13 protein-coding genes and 2 pseudogenes are annotated in these 15,736 nt (G+C 62.1%); 7 read left to right on the top strand and 8 right to left on the bottom strand.

Translation table 11 applies throughout. The features are described 5' to 3' along the window. The first annotated feature begins 281 nt into the window (after nucleotides 1-281). The 3 genes from BLQ92_RS32520 to BLQ92_RS32510 all read left to right on the top strand — a co-directional run bounded on the left by BLQ92_RS32520 (nucleotide 282) and on the right by BLQ92_RS32510 (nucleotide 4,340). Nucleotides 282-755, top strand: a complete 474-nt coding sequence (locus BLQ92_RS32520; RefSeq protein ID WP_090692375.1) for a hypothetical protein — start codon at nucleotides 282-284, stop codon at nucleotides 753-755. A gap of 209 nt (nucleotides 756-964) precedes the next feature. Then, nucleotides 965-3,370 carry a phosphoenolpyruvate synthase gene (ppsA, locus tag BLQ92_RS32515; RefSeq protein WP_090692370.1) on the top strand — a complete coding sequence of 802 codons (2,406 nt, stop codon included), beginning with the start codon at nucleotides 965-967 and terminating at the stop codon, nucleotides 3,368-3,370. A 37-nt stretch (nucleotides 3,371-3,407) separates the two neighbouring features. Beyond that, the gene (locus BLQ92_RS32510) at nucleotides 3,408-4,340 is read left to right on the top strand and encodes a 1-phosphofructokinase family hexose kinase (protein ID WP_090692366.1); all 933 of its coding nucleotides are present in this window, start codon (nucleotides 3,408-3,410) and stop codon (nucleotides 4,338-4,340) included. Between the two features lie 21 nt (nucleotides 4,341-4,361). On the opposite strand, the gene BLQ92_RS32505 is transcribed toward BLQ92_RS32510, so the two are convergent. Then, on the bottom strand, nucleotides 4,362-4,931 hold the full coding sequence (locus BLQ92_RS32505; RefSeq protein ID WP_090692655.1) for a hemerythrin domain-containing protein: 570 nt from the start codon (nucleotides 4,929-4,931) through the stop codon (nucleotides 4,362-4,364). Between the two features lie 235 nt (nucleotides 4,932-5,166). Between BLQ92_RS32505 and BLQ92_RS32500 the strand changes: the two genes are divergently transcribed. After that, on the top strand, nucleotides 5,167-5,964 hold the full coding sequence (locus BLQ92_RS32500; RefSeq protein ID WP_090692363.1) for an ATP-binding cassette domain-containing protein: 798 nt from the start codon (nucleotides 5,167-5,169) through the stop codon (nucleotides 5,962-5,964). Then, nucleotides 5,921-6,787 carry an ABC transporter permease gene (locus BLQ92_RS32495; protein ID WP_090692359.1) on the top strand — a complete coding sequence of 289 codons (867 nt, stop codon included), beginning with the start codon at nucleotides 5,921-5,923 and terminating at the stop codon, nucleotides 6,785-6,787. The genes BLQ92_RS32500 and BLQ92_RS32495 overlap by 44 nt, the downstream gene beginning before the upstream one ends. A gap of 93 nt (nucleotides 6,788-6,880) precedes the next feature. Here the strand turns inward: BLQ92_RS32495 and BLQ92_RS32490 are convergent, their stop codons facing one another. The 3 genes from BLQ92_RS32490 to BLQ92_RS32480 all read right to left on the bottom strand — a co-directional run bounded on the left by BLQ92_RS32490 (nucleotide 6,881) and on the right by BLQ92_RS32480 (nucleotide 10,432). Next, the gene (locus BLQ92_RS32490; RefSeq protein ID WP_090692354.1) at nucleotides 6,881-8,200 is read right to left on the bottom strand and encodes an ABC transporter ATP-binding protein; all 1,320 of its coding nucleotides are present in this window, start codon (nucleotides 8,198-8,200) and stop codon (nucleotides 6,881-6,883) included. A 10-nt stretch (nucleotides 8,201-8,210) separates the two neighbouring features. Further along, entirely contained in the window at nucleotides 8,211-9,944 is a 1,734-nt protein-coding gene (locus tag BLQ92_RS32485) for an ABC transporter permease (RefSeq protein WP_090692351.1), read from the bottom strand. 104 nt (nucleotides 9,945-10,048) lie between these two features. Further along, nucleotides 10,049-10,432 (bottom strand): PEP-utilizing enzyme, encoded by a 384-nt coding sequence (locus tag BLQ92_RS32480; RefSeq protein ID WP_244106523.1) that lies wholly within the window; start codon nucleotides 10,430-10,432, stop codon nucleotides 10,049-10,051. Between the two features lie 160 nt (nucleotides 10,433-10,592). Here BLQ92_RS32480 and BLQ92_RS39680 point away from each other — a divergent pair, with 160 nt between their 5' ends. Further along, nucleotides 10,593-10,775 (top strand): hypothetical protein, encoded by a 183-nt coding sequence (locus tag BLQ92_RS39680; protein ID WP_143016716.1) that lies wholly within the window; start codon nucleotides 10,593-10,595, stop codon nucleotides 10,773-10,775. Then, nucleotides 10,772-11,875, top strand: a pseudogene (locus BLQ92_RS32475) (recombinase family protein); the annotation flags it as partial. The gene BLQ92_RS39680 and the pseudogene BLQ92_RS32475, both read left to right, overlap by 4 nt. A gap of 481 nt (nucleotides 11,876-12,356) precedes the next feature. On the opposite strand, the gene BLQ92_RS40895 reads toward BLQ92_RS32475, so the two are convergent. The 4 genes and pseudogenes from BLQ92_RS40895 to BLQ92_RS32465 form a co-directional block, all read right to left on the bottom strand. Next, on the bottom strand, nucleotides 12,357-12,695 hold the full coding sequence (locus tag BLQ92_RS40895) for a PEP/pyruvate-binding domain-containing protein (RefSeq protein WP_244106531.1): 339 nt from the start codon (nucleotides 12,693-12,695) through the stop codon (nucleotides 12,357-12,359). 152 nt (nucleotides 12,696-12,847) lie between these two features. Next, a pseudogene (locus BLQ92_RS40890) lies at nucleotides 12,848-13,450 on the bottom strand (PEP/pyruvate-binding domain-containing protein); the annotation flags it as partial. Nucleotides 13,451-13,683: 233 nt separating this feature from the next. Further along, nucleotides 13,684-14,262: a hypothetical protein gene (locus BLQ92_RS40885; protein WP_244896699.1), complete on the bottom strand. Its 579-nt coding sequence runs from the start codon at nucleotides 14,260-14,262 to the stop codon at nucleotides 13,684-13,686. 11 nt (nucleotides 14,263-14,273) lie between these two features. After that, the gene (locus BLQ92_RS32465) at nucleotides 14,274-15,641 is read right to left on the bottom strand and encodes a hypothetical protein (RefSeq protein WP_244106524.1); all 1,368 of its coding nucleotides are present in this window, start codon (nucleotides 15,639-15,641) and stop codon (nucleotides 14,274-14,276) included. Nucleotides 15,642-15,736: the final 95 nt, after the last annotated feature.

Genomic DNA, 15,736 nt, shown 5'->3' with positions numbered 1-15,736 from the left:
AGCTACCCGCTGCGATCGTTCAATCAGTTGAAACAGGCAGTCGGTGCGAAATTGATACATATCAATTGGCAACAGAAGCGACCACATATATTGAACCAACGCTAGATAAAACTACGCGCAGACGTCGAGAGGCGCAATGATCGTCCATCCCGCAGGCCCGCCAGTCCGGGTCCACCCGGAGAGTGGTCCGCCTTTCGAAAACGACATATGTGCACGGCTTCCGAACGTCGTGCCAGGATAGCGTGCGTGTTGCTGACACGACGCAGCACCAGGAGGTTGACATGAACTGGCTAGGAGAATACTTTGCGCAGCGCACCAGTCCGCTGACGCTGAGCTTGTGGGCACACCCACCCCTTGTTCTGGGACCCGATGGCCCCGTCGCACAACCGGCGTTCGCTCTCCCCTATCCAGGGGTGCCACTCGAGTTCACCCCCGCACGAACGGTCGAGCAAGGGAGTCAGCGCTACGAGCTGCCCGCTCGTTACGATGCTGTGCCGCCGCTCACGACATCTACAGCCGGACTCCCATCGGGAGAAGCGTCTTCACAGTTCTTTCGCGAAGTGACGATCTATGCGCCGTCTGCTTTTAACCCCGACTTTCTGATCACAATCAACCGGGTCTTTTCTTTTGTACCGGTGTTTTCGTCCGACGGCAGCCCGGGCTTTTTCGGATCGAGCATGGACATAGCCAAAGAAACCTACCTGCCCTCGCAAATGAGGCTTCCATGGACGTTCCACGGTTACATCAGCATCTGAGCATGCATGAGGCGAGCACACACGCCAGCGGGTACATTTTCAGCAACCCCAGGCCATTGCACTTCGTTTGACTCGCCGGCTGGCGTATACGGGCCGGTTCCGGCTGCAATTCGCTCATTACGGTTTCGTCCTGCATGCATCGTTTAAAGCGGCGCCGTCCCTTCGAATTGGGGAGGTTCCAACGCATTCCCACCCCAGAGGAGCATCAAATGGTCAACGACATTTCACAGGTTGTCTGGTTCGAGAACCTGAGGCGCGCCGATGTTCCTCTGGTCGGCGGCAAGAACGCGTCGCTCGGCGAGATGGTGGCCAAGCTTTCTAGCAAGGGCGTAAAGGTTCCTCCGGGGTTCGCTGTCACAGCCGATGCTTACCGGCAATTTATCGAGGCGAACGGATTGCAACAGACCGTTTCCTCCATGCTCGGCAAACTCGCCGACGGCAAGCTTTCTTTGGCGGAAGCGGGAGAATCGATCCGGCGCGCCATCGTCCACGGCGAATGGCCGGCAGACACTGCGCAGGCCATTCGCACCGCTTACGGTGAATTGAACCGCCGCACCGGACAGCATGACGCAGACGTCGCAGTGCGCTCGAGTGCGACAGCCGAGGATCTGCCGGATGCGAGCTTTGCCGGGCAACAGGAAACCTATCTCAACATCCGAGGTGAGCGAGCCTTGCTCGATGCGTGCCGCCGCTGCTATGCATCGCTTTTCACTGACCGCGCGATCAGTTACCGGCAGGCGAAGGGTTTCGATCACCTGAAGGTTGCCTTGTCGGTGGGTGTGCAACGCATGGTCCGCTCGGACCTCGGCGGCGCCGGTGTCATGTTCTCCATCGACACCGAAACAGGCTTCGACAAAGTGGTCCTGATCAACGCGGCCTGGGGCCTCGGAGAGAACGTCGTGCAGGGCGCGGTTGATCCTGACGAATATGAAGTATTCAAGCCGCTCCTGTCGGACCCGAAGCTGTCGCCGATCATCGGCAAGAAGCGCGGCGAGAAAGCTCTCAAGATGCTCTACACGAGCGATAGCAGCCAGCCGACGAAGAACGTTCCGACGTCGAAGGCGGAGCGTGCTGCCTTCGTTCTTAGCGATCAGGAAATTCTGACCTTGTCGCGCTGGGCTTGTGTGATCGAAAGCCATTACGGCCAGCCGATGGATATCGAGTGGGCAAAAGACGGCCAGAGCCATGAAATGTTCATTGTGCAGGCCCGCCCGGAAACCGTCCAGTCGCGACGTGAAGCCAGCGCGGTGAAGACTTATCGAATCAAAAAGGCGGGTCGCAAACTCCTGTCTGGAGTAAGCATCGGCGAAGCCGTGGCGACTGGCAAAGTCTGCGTGATCGAGAATCCGAGCGAAATGGCGCGCTTCGTCGACGGCGCCATTCTCGTCACTCGCACCACCGACCCTGACTGGGTTCCCATCATGAGGCGCGCCTCCGCTATCGTCACCGATCACGGCGGGCGTACCTCGCATGCGGCTATCGTGAGCCGCGAGCTGGGGCTGCCCGCCATCGTCGGTGCGAGCAAGGCCACGCATCTGCTCCACGACGAGCAAGAGGTGACGGTGTCCTGCGCAGAGGGCCGGGAGGGTTTCGTCTACGAAGGCATCGCCGACTACGAAGTCGAGGAGATCGACTTCGACAGCATTCCCACCACTACCACCAAGGTCATGCTCAACCTCGCGAACCCGGCAGCAGCATTTCGCTGGTGGCGGATCCCGGCTGACGGTGTCGGGCTCGCGCGGATGGAATTCGTCGTCAGCAATCACATCAAGATCCATCCGATGGCTCTCGCGCGCTACGACTCGCTCAAGGACGATGCGGCAAAGCGGACCATCGACGAGTTGACCGCAGGCTACGACGACCGCACCGAGTATTTCGTGGACCGGCTCGCACGCGGCCTGGGACGAATCGCGGCGGTGCAGTATCCGCATCCGGTGGTGGTTCGCATGAGCGACTTCAAGACCAACGAATACGCCAATCTGATTGGCGGAACCGAATTCGAGCCGAAGGAAGAGAACCCCATGCTCGGCTTTCGTGGTGCGTCGCGCTACTACTCGCCGCGCTACCGGGAAGGCTTTGCGCTCGAATGCCGGGCGATTCGCCGTTTGCGCGACGAGATGGGCTTCAGGAACGTGGTCGTGATGATCCCGTTCTGCCGCTCGACCAAAGAGGCGGACCGAGTACTCGCCGTCATGGCCGAGAACGGCATCAAGCGCGGCGAAGACGGGCTCGAGGTCTATGTCATGTGCGAAATCCCGTCGAACGTGATTCTGGCGAAGGCCTTCGCTCGGCGCTTCGATGGTTTTTCGATCGGCAGCAACGACCTGACGCAGTTGACGCTCGGCGTGGATCGCGACTCCGCGGAACTCGCCGAGCTGTTCGACGAACAGGACGAAGCCGTTCGCTGGATGATCGAGAGTGTCATCATGGAGGCCCACAAGGCCGGCGCCGACGTCGGTATATGCGGGCAGGCGCCGAGCGATCATCCGGAGTTCGCCGGCTTCCTCGTCGAATGCGGGATTGATTCCCTGTCCGTCAGCCCCGACAGCTTCATCGCCGTCAAGCGCCGCGTCGCAGTCGCCGAGCAGACCGTACTGTCCGACATCTCCGAGTAGCCCCCCCTTTTGCAGCAGGCCACTAACAGGACCGACCATGACCGATATCGTGACAGTGACGCTGAATCCCGCGGTGGACGTTGCCACTTCTGTCGAGCAGATCACCGACACCCGCAAGCTCAGATGCAATGCCGCGCGCCGTGACCCGGGCGGCGGCGGGATCAACGTGGCACGCGTGGTGCAACGCCTGGGTGGCGACTGCGTCGCGCTCTATCTGTGCGGAGGCGCAACTGGTCATATGCTGCGGCAATTGCTTGATGCGGAGGGTGCGGCAGGTGTTGGCATCGAGATTGCGGGCGAAACACGCGAAAATTTCTCGGTTCAGGAAACCTCGACCGGGCGCGAGTACCGTTTCGTGTTGCCGGGTCCGACGGTCACGGAAAGCGACTGGCAGCGCTGCATCGACCACATCGACGCGTTGGGGGCGCCGCCGCGCTATCTGGTGATGAGCGGCAGCTTGCCCCCCGGTGCGCCCGCCGACGTCTATGCACGCATCGCGCGCTCGACTTGCGCGCCCGGTACACGTGTCGTGCTGGACACGTCGGGCCCCGCGCTTACCGCAGCACTTGAGGCCGGTGTCTGGCTGGTCAAGCCCAGCCTGAATGAATTGCGCGGTCTGACGGGCCAGCCTCTTGTCAGCGAGCCTGAGTGGATCGCCGCAGCGGAGGAACTCATCCGCGACGGCCGTGCGCAGATTGTCGTGCTCACGCTCGGCGAACTCGGCGCACTGCTGATGACGGCTGACCAGATCTTGCGGGCACCAGGGCTACGCGTTCGGGTGTCCAGTTCTATAGGCGCTGGCGACAGCTTCCTGGCTGCGATGGTTTGGGCACTGGCTCGCGATGCGAGTCTAGATGAAGCTTTCCACTATGGAATGGCTGCTGCATCGGCGACACTACTCAGTCCTGGCACGGGCCTTTGCCAGCGAACCGACGTCGAACGGTTCTACCGTGAAGTGTCGAGCCGCTGAGATGACTGGTCAGGGATCGGCTTAGGGAACGATATTCACAATCATGCGAAACAGCTTGTCGAGGTCCTCCTCGAGTTCGACGTCCTCGAAGGGATCTCGATTCGCGCCGAATGCCGCATCGATCTCCACCCAGTCTTCTGCGGTTAGCACGCGCAGCGCAACGGGTAAGATTATCTCTTCTTCGATCTGACGGTGGTTGGCGTAAAAACTTGCGTACTGCTCAACCAGGCTACGAAAATCCTGGAGTGCCCAGTCCCCCGCCAATTCGTAACGCGTCAACTCATGCTCGAGATCCCGGACCCTGGCTTCGCCTTCGGCATGCTGTCGGTTCAGATCGTCTAAAACCTTGTCGATCTCATGGGTTCGCGCTCGTATCCGCGTGAATAGATACTGCTCTTCTTTAGGATGATGAATCCTTTCTGGATATTCGCGGATGTAATAGAGCATCGAACGAAAAACCACGAAACTCGGCGTAACGTCACCTTTTTCGCGGAGTCGGACGAACTGCAGCATCGCACCGATCACTGTCGTCAGTTGCTGATGCTCCTTGAGGATGATACTGATCGCATCTCTGCGTCCCCAGGCGGTCATGAAAAGCTCCATCAGGCAGATCGTCTTCGTGGATCGCACCGGTGAGGCGGCCTTCGCCATCCAGGACAGGTGCGCCGCTCCTATGGTTGTTGGTCAGATTAGACTTCGAATGCGGGCACCGGTTTGACCTGGATCAATCGGTGGCTGACGGAGAGCGATAGATTGAAGCCGTGGTCATGCACGCTGTCATCGCGATGACCGAGTTCGTTTCTTGTTTCCCCGATCCGGGATATCGATGCAGCCGATTATCGAAACACATGAACTGATGCGCCGATTCGGCAACCTTACCGCCGTCGATGCGCTGACGCTCTCCATTCAGCCCGGGGAAGTCTTCGGGCTGCTTGGTCGCAACGGCGCGGGCAAGACGACCGTCATCAAAATGCTCACGACCTTGCTGCCGCCAAGCGGCGGATCAGCGACAGTCGGCGGCTTCGACATCGTGCGGCAAGCCGCAGCGGTCAGGCGCATCATTGGCTACGTGCCGCAGGCGCTTTCCGCCGACGGCGATCTGACCGGCTACGAGAATCTGCTGGTATTCGCGAAGCTCTACGACATTCCGCACGCCCAGCGAGAAGCTCGCATTCGCGACGCACTGGCCTTCATGGGCCTGAGCGGGTTCAGCGACCGGCTCGTCAAGACTTATTCTGGCGGTATGATTCGCCGCCTGGAAATCGCACAGTCCACGCTGCACCGCCCGCGCCTGCTGTTTCTCGATGAGCCGACAGTTGGACTCGATCCGGTTGCTCGCATTTCCGTGTGGGAACAGGTGGAGCGGCTGCAATCCCGCTTTGGCAGCGCGATACTGTTGACGACGCACTATCTGGAAGAGGCGGAGCGCTTGTGCGATCGCGTCGCCATTATGAATCGCGGCGCGATCGCCGCAATCGGTGCGCCCCAGGAATTGCAGAGCGCGCTGGGAATGAATGCCACGTTCGAAGACGTATTCGAGCGATACACGAGTGACGAAGCCGTGACCCAAGGGGCTTACGATGAAACCTCCCAGACCCGCCGTGCAGCCCATCGGCTTGGCTGACCCTGCGCCGCAGGAGCGGACGCAGCCACAGGCGCACCGCTGGCCGTTAGCCGGCTCTCTGCTCAAGACGATCGCCATTGCGGATATGGAAGTGCGCAAGTTGCGCCACGATCCAACCGAATTGCTGACCCGAGCGGTACAACCCGCGCTCTGGCTGCTGATATTCGGCCAGGTGATGAGCCGGGCCCGGGCAATCGATACAGCCGGCTTGCCTTACCTCGACTTCCTCACACCTGGCATCCTTGCGCAGAGCGTGCTGTTCATTGCAATTTTCAACGGCATTTCGATCATTTGGGAGCGGGACCTGGGGATCGTCCACAAATTCCTCGCCAGCCCGACGCCGCGCGCATCCCTGGTATTGGGCAAGGCGTTGGGCGGCGGCGTGCGCGCGTTGGTCCAGACCGCGGTAGTGATGGGTCTCGCGGCGGCGCTGGGTGTCAGAATGAGGGGCGATCCGCTTGCACTGGCGGGGGTCGTGCTGGTGGTCGTGCTCGGGGCGGCGGTATTTTCGAGTTTCTCGCTAATCATCGCGTGCCTCGTCAAAACCCGCGAGCGCTTTATGGGGGTTGGCCAGTTGCTGACCATGCCGCTCTTTTTTGCCAGCAACGCGATCTATCCGACCGCCATGATGCCACGCCCCCTGCAGATCGTCTCTCATCTGAACCCGCTGACCTATCAGGTCGATGCACTCAGGTTGCTGTTGCTGCCGGGATTCGCAGCAACACCACACCTGGGTCTGGGCATCGATGTGCTCGTGCTCACTGTGGTGCTTGCCGCGCTGGTTACGCTCAGTGCAAGACTCTATCCGCACATTGCGCAGTGATCGGGTTATCCCTGTGGGTCCACTGCGGTCGCAGGTAGCGGCACAGAGCCGGCCCGAAAGGTGAGCGCGATGGATATGAGGCAACCCCGTGGCCTACTCCTTTGCCTCGTCACGGCCGAAGGTTCGCGTCCGGTCGTCGTAGGTGAAGAGTTCTGCGTAACGCCCCCAGTCAATCGCGGTACGCAAGGTATTCTCGGCGTCCTTCCCGTTCAGATGGTCCTGCAGTTCGAGTTCGAAGCGTTCCCGCGGTGCGCGGTGCTCCTCGCGCTCGTCGAGGACCTGGTGGATATGCGCGACGAGCGGCACGAAGCGCAGCAGGTGTTCCTTGAAGAGGCGCTTGCGCTCGTCCATTTCGCTCTGCACGAACACGCGCCCAGCCGGCGTGAGCTTGATCGCGCCCTCCTTGACATCGGCAAACTCCAGGATTTGCAGCGCTACTGCAATCGGAAACACGTCGCTGCTTTTCAGGCCGAGCGGCGCGGCGATCTTCGCCAGTTCCGCTTGGCCGGCATACGCGGACGAGGCAAGGTTCTCCATAAATCCGCCGATCCGGTTGACCGACACATCAGGCAAATGCAGCGCCAGGCCCCCGTGAATCTGACTTTGCCGGTCAATCGCTTCAGCCATGCGCGAAGTCAGAATCGAGTAGATCTCGTTGACGATCGCAAGAAACGACGCATCGAGCCGGTTGCGCGGCTGAGGCAACGGAACCAGGATTTCGGCCGCAATGTGGCCGGGATTCACACCGAGGACCAGAATCCGGTCGCACATCATGACCGCCTCCTCGATGTTATGCGTCACCATCAGCACCGCCTGGGTGGAGAGTTGATGTTCGGTCCAGAGATCGAGGAAATCGGTGCGCAGGGTTTCAGCCGTCAGCACGTCCAATGCCGAAAACGGTTCGTCCATCAGAAGCAGCGTCGGCTCGCTGACGATAGCGCGCGCGAAGCCAACCCGCTGGCGCATGCCGCCAGAGAGCTCGCGTGGGAAGGCAGACTGGAAACCGTCGAGCCCGATCAGGTCGATGGCAGCCATCGCGCGGCGGCGCACTTCGTCCGCTGGCAGCGCGAGCGCATCGAGACCGAACTCGACATTCTCCAGCACGGTTAGCCACGGATACAGCGCGAACGTCTGGAACACGACCGCGATGCCCTCCGCTGGCCCCGTCAGCGGCACGCCGTGATAGAGCGCCTGCCCAGAGGTCGGTTTGATCAGCCCCGCAGCGATGCGCAGCAGGGTCGACTTGCCCGACCCCGAGCGTCCAAGCAGGCCGAGAATCTCGCCTTCGCGTACGGCCAGGTCGATATTCGCCAGCACCGGCAGCGGCTCGCCCGAAGGTCTGGCAAAAGCCATAGAGACCTTGTCGAACGCAATGGTCGGTGCGTGGATGACCGCAGGTGCGATTCTGTCCATGGGTTGCCTCTCAATCGAGTCGTGTGCGGCGTTCCGCAAAGGCGTACAGCGGGCGCCACAGCAGCCTGTTGGTGGCGATGACGAGCACCGACATCATCACGATGCCGAGCCCGATACGGGGAAAGTCCCCGGCCTCCGTCATTTGCGCGATGTAGGCGCCAAGGCCGCCGGCGTTGAGCTTCGTCGGCCCCCAACTGACTACCTCGGAAACGATGCTCGCATTCCATGCACCGCCCGATGCGGTGATCGCGCCGGTCACGTAGTAAGGAAAGATGCCGGGGAGCATCACATCGCGCCACCAGCGCCAGGGGCGCACGCGAAAGCTGGTGGCCGCTTCGCGCAAGTCGCTCGGAAAAGCACTGGCGCCGGCAATGACGTTGAACAGGATGTACCACTGCGTGCCGAGGATCATCAGCGGAACCAGCCAGATCCTGGGCGCGAGCCCAAAGCGTACGATGAAATAAACGAACACCGGAAACAGCAGGTTGGCGGGAAAGGCTGCCAAAAACTGCGCAACGGGCTGGACCCGGGCGGTCAACCGGGGCCGCAAGCCGACGGCCACACCGATCGGCACCCAGACCACGGAGGCGAGCAGCACGAGGAACGCGACGCGCGCGAGGGTAATCGCCCCGTTGCTCGCGACCATGCGTAGGTCAGCCCACGAAAGCGAGCCGCGCGCGAGTCCTGCGAGTCGCCATACAACGTAGGCTGCCACTGCGAGGATCGCTGCCAGCCAGAGCGCGTCCGTCACGCGGCGAGGCGCGGACCAGCGAGTCAGGTGAACGGAATGGGGCAACGCCAGCCTTGCGCGTGCCGCCCTCTGCATCCCTGCTGCAACAGGCCCCGCGAGCTGACCGGCAAGTCTCGAGCGGCGAAACAGATCGAGCATCCAGCTGCGCGGCACGGTTTGCGTGGCCGTATCCTCGGCGCGGAACTTGTCGGCCCAGGCGACCATCGGCCGGAACAGCAACTGGTCGTACAGCACGATGGCGATGGTCATCGCGAGGATCGCCCAGCCCACGGCCGCGAGGCTGCGTTGCTGGATCGCGATTGCGACGTACGACCCCACACCGGGAAGCGCGATCTGCAGGTTGCCGACGGAGATCGCTTCAGCGGCGACGACAAAAAACCAGCCGCCCGATATGGACATCATCATGTTCCAGATCAGCCCCGGCATGGCGAAAGGCACCTCGAGCCGCCAGAAGCGCTGCCAGACCGACAGGCGGAAACTGCGGCTCGCTTCGTCGAGGCTGATAGGGATCGTCTTGAGCGACTGGTAGAAACTGAACGCCATGTTCCAGGCCTGGCTGGTGAAAATCGCAAAGATCGCAGCGAGTTCCGGGCCCAGCACGTTGCCGGGAAACAGCGAGACAAAGAACACCACCGTAAAGGACAGATAGCCAAGAATAGGCACCGATTGCAGGACGTCGAGAAGCGGGATCAGGACCATCTCAGCGCGGCAGCTTTTGGCGGCGAGCGTGGCGTAAGTGAACGTGAAGAGCAACGAGGCGACAAGCGCGGCGAGCATCCGCGTGACGGTACGCAGCGTATACAACGGTAGCGCCGCGGGAGAGAGTGAAATGCCGGGCTGATGGGTAATCACGAGCGGGGCCACCATCTGCCGCGCACCCACACCCAGCAGGATCACCATGCCCAGCACCAGCAGCACCGCGGCAAGATCATGCCAACCTGAAGTGTGCCGGTACCATGTTCCCCCGCGCAAAACCTCGGCGTGATGCTCCATACCGTTACCTCATTCGAATCGGCACCTTGAGTATCGTGTCCGACTTCGGTACCTCCCGCTTGACCTGCATCAACCGGGACGGTACTACCCGGCCACCGGGTCCTTTACGGCGCCCGCAAGCGGGCGAGCCGTGCACAGAGATCGCCCAATGGTTCAACGACCCTGCGCACCGCACCTCGGTAGATTGCGCCGTCGTTGCCTTCGAGGGTCACTTCCTCGCCTTCGTGCATCACCACATCGCCGAGCTGCAGCGTGCGCTGCGCCTCGTCGAGGCGCAACGCCGTGCATCCCACCAGACACACCTTGCTCAACTGCCGCGCTACCACCGCCGCGTGCGAGGTGCTCGCCCCTCGTTGAGTAAGCAAACCGGTGGCGGCTTCCAGCGCGGCGATGTCGTCCGTCTCGGCGTCACGACGCACCAGCACCACCGCCGCACCCGCGGCGTGGCGTGCGCGCGCACGCGCTTCGTCGAACGCGATTTCGCCCACCGCGACGCCGTAACGCCACCAACAACAGAGCAAACTGCCGGATAAAATTGGGTCTGCGCATTTCAAGGGAGTGCCTGGCGCCGTGGTCCAGAAGCTGTTCCAAGGTTGATGTGGACCTCGTCCTTGAGACGGTCGCTCCCGCTGACAGGAAGGTGCAGCGATGACCCGAGGACGTAAAAAATGGCGCGTACGTCTGGCCTTTGAGCCGAACCGCTACGCCCAGGAACAGTTGCAAAAGGCGTACGAACAGATCAGTCCGATCGAAGCACGCGCAACGGCACAGCCGTCCGCTACGCGGCGCGCAGCGGCGAGGAAGGCGACCATCAAGCGAGGTGGACGATGAGCAAAGCTGCGATGGTTGCGCTCTATGCGCGGGTATCCTCCGAACAGCAGAACAAACGCGGCACCATTGAAAGCCAGATCGCTGCACTGAGGGAGCGTATTTCGGCTGACGGGGCGCAGATCGTCGACGACATGTGTTTCGTTGACGCTGGCGTGAGCGGCGCGACACTGATCAGGCCACAGCTGGAGCGACTCAGAGACTGTGCCGCGCTCGGTGCGATCGATCATCTGTACATCCTGTCACCGGACCGGCTGGCGCGCAAATATGCACACCAGGCGCTGCTGATGGAAGAGTTCACGGCCTGTGGCATCCAGGTGGTGTTCCTCAATCACGCAATCGGTACGACGCCGGAAGAGTCGCTGCTATTGCAGATGCAGGGCATGATCGCAGAATACGAGCGGGCGAAGATCGCCGAGCGTCACCGTCGTGGCAAGCTTCACGGCGCAAAACGCGGCAGCGTCAATGTACTGTCCGGGGCCCCCTACGGCTACCGCTACATTCGCCGGCAGCTCGACGGCACGCCGGCCCGGTACGTTATCGAACTGCCCCAGGCAGCGACGGTCCGGGCGATCTTCCAGTGGGTGGGGATGGACCGCCTGAGCATAGGGGAAGTGGTACGTCGCCTCACCGAGTCGGGTACGGTGACGGCGTCGGGCAAGCCGTACTGGGACCGCAGTGTGGTATGGGGCATATTGCGCAATCCTGCGTACATGGGGCGGGCTGCGTTCGGCAAGACGCAGTCGCGCGATCACCTGCAGGTACGCGTGCGTGCCCAGCGTCACAGTTCCGACGTACCCAGAAAACCGCACTCGACAACCCGCACCGACCCGCAAGACTGGATCGAGATTCCGGTGCCGGCCATCATCAGCGAGGCGCTGTTCCAGTCGGCTCAGGAACAGCTTGCCGAGAACCGCAAGCTGGCACGCCAGAGGCGCGAGACTGTGCCGCTACGCCTGCTACAAGGATTGACGGTCTGCGGCCAGTGCCGTTACGCCTACTACGCGAAGAAGGTTAGCAAGGCTGCGGCGAAGGGGCATCAGCGGGACTACGCCTATTACCGCTGTGTTGGAACCGACGCCTATCGCTTCGGCGGCCAACGTATCTGTGACAATCTGCAGGTACGAACGGACCGGCTCGATGATCTGGTATGGCAGCAGGTCGTGGAATTGCTAAGGCATCCAGAACGACTGAAGAGCGAATATGAGCGTCGACTGGATATGATGGAGCGCCATGAGACGCGTGGCTTTGACATGAGCAACCTTGAAAAGCAGCGGCTGCAGCTGGAAAAGGGCAAGTCCCGGCTGATCGACAGCTATTCAGACGGTATCATCGATAAGACCGACTTCGCCCCGAAGATGCAGCAACTGAAGAATCGGCTTGAGCAGATTGACCAGCAGATCCTTGAGTCCAGGCAGCAAGGGGCGGTGCAAAGTGAGCTGTATCTGGTGATAAACCGGCTCGAAGAATTTGCGAGCGCCGTCACCGAAAAACTGGATACGATTGATCTTGAAACGAAGCGCAAGATCGTGTTGGGTCTGGTCAAGCGTGTCGAAATCCACAAGGATGAAATCGTGGTTGTGTTCAGGATCGATCCACACCCGGGGGCTCTCGCCAACGAAAATCCGAATGATTCAGACGACGGAGTGAAAAGTATGCAACATTGTAGGCGGAGTAATTACTCGCACTCGCGGCGTGCGCCAGCGGTTTCAGCAGCTCGTTGTCAGTCGCGGCGAGCCGGACCCGCACCAAATCCGCCGACTGCAACGCTGCAGTGCGTTCGCGCGCGACCTCCGCACCGATCAGCCCCTCATCGAGCAGGTCCAGCGCGATGCGTGCGGTTGCTTGCGGCGTGCGCTTGCCATTACGGGTCTGCAACATGTACAGGCGGGCATCCCGCACTGTGAATTCGAAATCCTGCATGTCACCGAAGGCCTGTTCGAGCCGTGCAGCCGCTTCCTGCAGTGCTTCCCAGATGCAGGCATGGCGCGCGCAAGCGCCTCGTGCCCGCGCGCGCTGCGCCGGCCTGAGACGACATCTTCGCCTTGCGCATTAAAGAGAAAGTCGACCCAAAGCGCCGGCTCGCCGCTGACAGGGTCGCGCGTAAAACCGACTCCCGCGCCCGAGCGGCCACCTGCGTTGCCGAAAACCATCGCCTGGACGGTCACGGCCGTACCGATCGCATCGTTGATATCGCACTGACGCCGGTACGCGCAGGCCTTGGGGGACTGCCAGCTTGCGAGCACCGCCGCTATCGCCCCGCTCAGTTGAATCTGCGGATCTTGCGGGAATGGCTGGCCGGCGGAACGTTCATATGCGGCGAGGCAACGGTGTGTCAATTCGCGCAGTTCGGCAAAATCCAGCTCATGTTCGTAGCGTGTACCGGCCAGCGCGGCGCATTCGGCTTCGAAAGCTTGCGCAGGCACCCCGGCAACCAGTTCGCCATAGGTCGCAACGAGACGGCGATACGTGTCCCACACGAGGCGCGGATTGCCGGTCTGGCGTAGCATGCCTGGGAGTGTTGCATCGCACAGGCCCACGTTGAGCAAGGTGCCCATCATCCCCGGCATCGACACCGGCGCGCCCGAGCGCACCGACAGCAACAGCGGTCGTCGCACGTCGCCGAAGCGCGGCCCGGTGGTACGTTCCAGTTCCTGGAGCGCAGGCCCCCACACCATACTCGTGGTCGCTGCGGCACGCGCGTCGCCATCGCGGCAATAGTGCGTGCCGAGCACGAAAGCGGGCGGCACCGGCAGACCGAGAGCCGCCATGCGCAGCAGATTCCAGGCCTTGAACCCCACGGTTTGCGCCGACACTTTCGCCTCCTCTCGACTGGCTCCCACCGTGGGGCCGCATCCGATCACGTATACCTCGTCGGGCCAGGCTTGTACCAACGCTTCCTGAAGGCTGTTCATGGGCGTATTCCCTCTGCACCGAAGGCGACGTCGCGCAGCGCATAGCCGGCCACCAGCAAGCGGTCCGAGGCGAGCTCGAGCGTCCCCGCGAGATTGTCCGCAAGCATCAGCGCGGGTGCGTCGCGCACGGCGGCAAGGATTGCGCGACGCGCCGCGCGTAGTAATTCGTCGCACTGCCGCTCGGCATGCAGCACATTCCATGATGCCGCGAGGAAGGCGTCGCTGTCGGCCGTGTCGCTGGCGGTGCCGAGACAGCGCGCAATCGCAAGCGCCTTGACGTGCTCCTGGGTGGCCATCAGCACAGTTTGCGCGAGACGCGACAGTGATTCGTGAACCATCATATCCCACCCCTGCTGATGGTTGTTGGCGATCAGGCTCATCAGGAAGGTGGCTTCCTCGAGTGCGTCGGCAATGTCGTCGGACAGTTCGAGCAGATGCTCGAAGGGTTGCCAGCGCGGCTGGCGCAGGGCCTGCTCACGCGCTCGCATGACTAGGTGGTCCGCCTGCCGCTCCCACACCTTGGCCCGCACAGCCAGTTGTTGTGCCGGGGCAGACCCCGGGGGTGACGCGCTCATGATGTCGTGTGTCAGACCGTCGCTAACCGCTTGCGCGAGCGCATGGCAGTAGGCGGCGTGTTCGTCCAGCAGATCGAATTCGCTGCTGCGCTGACACACGCGCCGCGCGAGCAGCAGACGTACCTCATCGGCGACCAGTGCATCGGGCTGACCGGCGCGGCGCGCCTTGCTGGCGAACTGCAACACTTCAACCAGGAAGCCTCGCGCATCGGCTGCGCCAGCACATCGTCGAGGCGATCCCCGATTCGAAACGCGCCTTGCCCGGCCACCTGCATCGCTGCGTAGACAAGCTGCTCGCCGCCCGCTTTCAACCACGCCACGTGCCCCGCATCGCGCTGGGCCGCGATGTTCAGCACTTCGATGGCATCGCTCCTGCCGACGAACGGGAGCAGGCGCTTGCGCGCGCGATTCCAGTCGATCAGGAACACGATGCACGAGCAGATCCCTTCGAGGGTCGCGTCGAGCGTCTGCTCGTCGGCGCACTCGAAGCGCGCCGTGCCGAAGGTGAAGGCGCCGCCGTCATTGAGTGCCGCGCTGACCTTGGCTTCCAGTTCCGACCACTGCGCGCCGTACGGCGCCAGCAGCGACTGGAAGAACTCGAAGCGTGCGCGATGCAGGTCCGAATCACTCAGCGTGATCGTGCGGCCCTCGATCTGGATCACCAGCACGTGGGCGTCGTTGGTGCCAATGTCGTTCTGCGGGAGCAAACGTTCGCCATCGCGTGTCGCAGCGGTGTCGAGCCCCGGGTGATCGAACTTTAGCGGCGCGGTGCGGTTTAGCCCGCGCATGAACGCGGTCACGCGCGCACGGTCCGGCGGCTGCAATTGCCAGACATGGGCGCCATCGATCTCCTCGCTCGACAACTCTCCAGCCAACCGGTTGAGCTGGCGATGCAGGTCCATCACCAGCAGATGCAGACTGTCAGCGCCGCCCGTGCACTGGCCGCGGGTAAACGCCTGCAATTGCGCGGCCACTAGACGCTCACCATGCAGGGCGTGCAGCCAGTCCAGCCAGTACTTGACGCGCTCCCCTAGGGCGTCGGCATGGTGACCCGCATCGAGCAACGGCTTGGCCATCGTCTTGAGGTCGGCGGCAAGGTGCTCGATGAGAAACTCCAGGTTCGGCACCAGTAGGGTGCCGTCGACCAGCGACGCGTTGGCGGACAACTCCCGCAACCACGACGCTTCGGCGCGCGCGGCGCCCAGTTCTCCGCTCAGGTCGAGCGCCTCGGCTTCCCGATGTTCGGCATGCGCAAAGGCGGTTTGCAACACGCTCAGGTAAAGCTTGAGCCGGTCGTTGGCGGACAGCGCCGCCTTGATCCATGCCGGCAGCAGCAGGCTGCGCTGGCCCATCGATTCAACGGCTTCGGTCTTTTGCATCGGGGGCGTCCGGTGGCCTGGTGGATAGCCCCAGTGTTCGCAGGCCGTGTGTCACGGCGTTGACAAGTACCGCGTGGCTCGCGACATTGCTTGAT

The organism is Paraburkholderia phenazinium (assembly GCF_900100735.1).
GTDB classification, from domain to species: Bacteria; Pseudomonadota; Gammaproteobacteria; order Burkholderiales; family Burkholderiaceae; genus Paraburkholderia; species Paraburkholderia phenazinia.
This window is presented reverse-complemented; position numbering and strand designations above follow the sequence as displayed.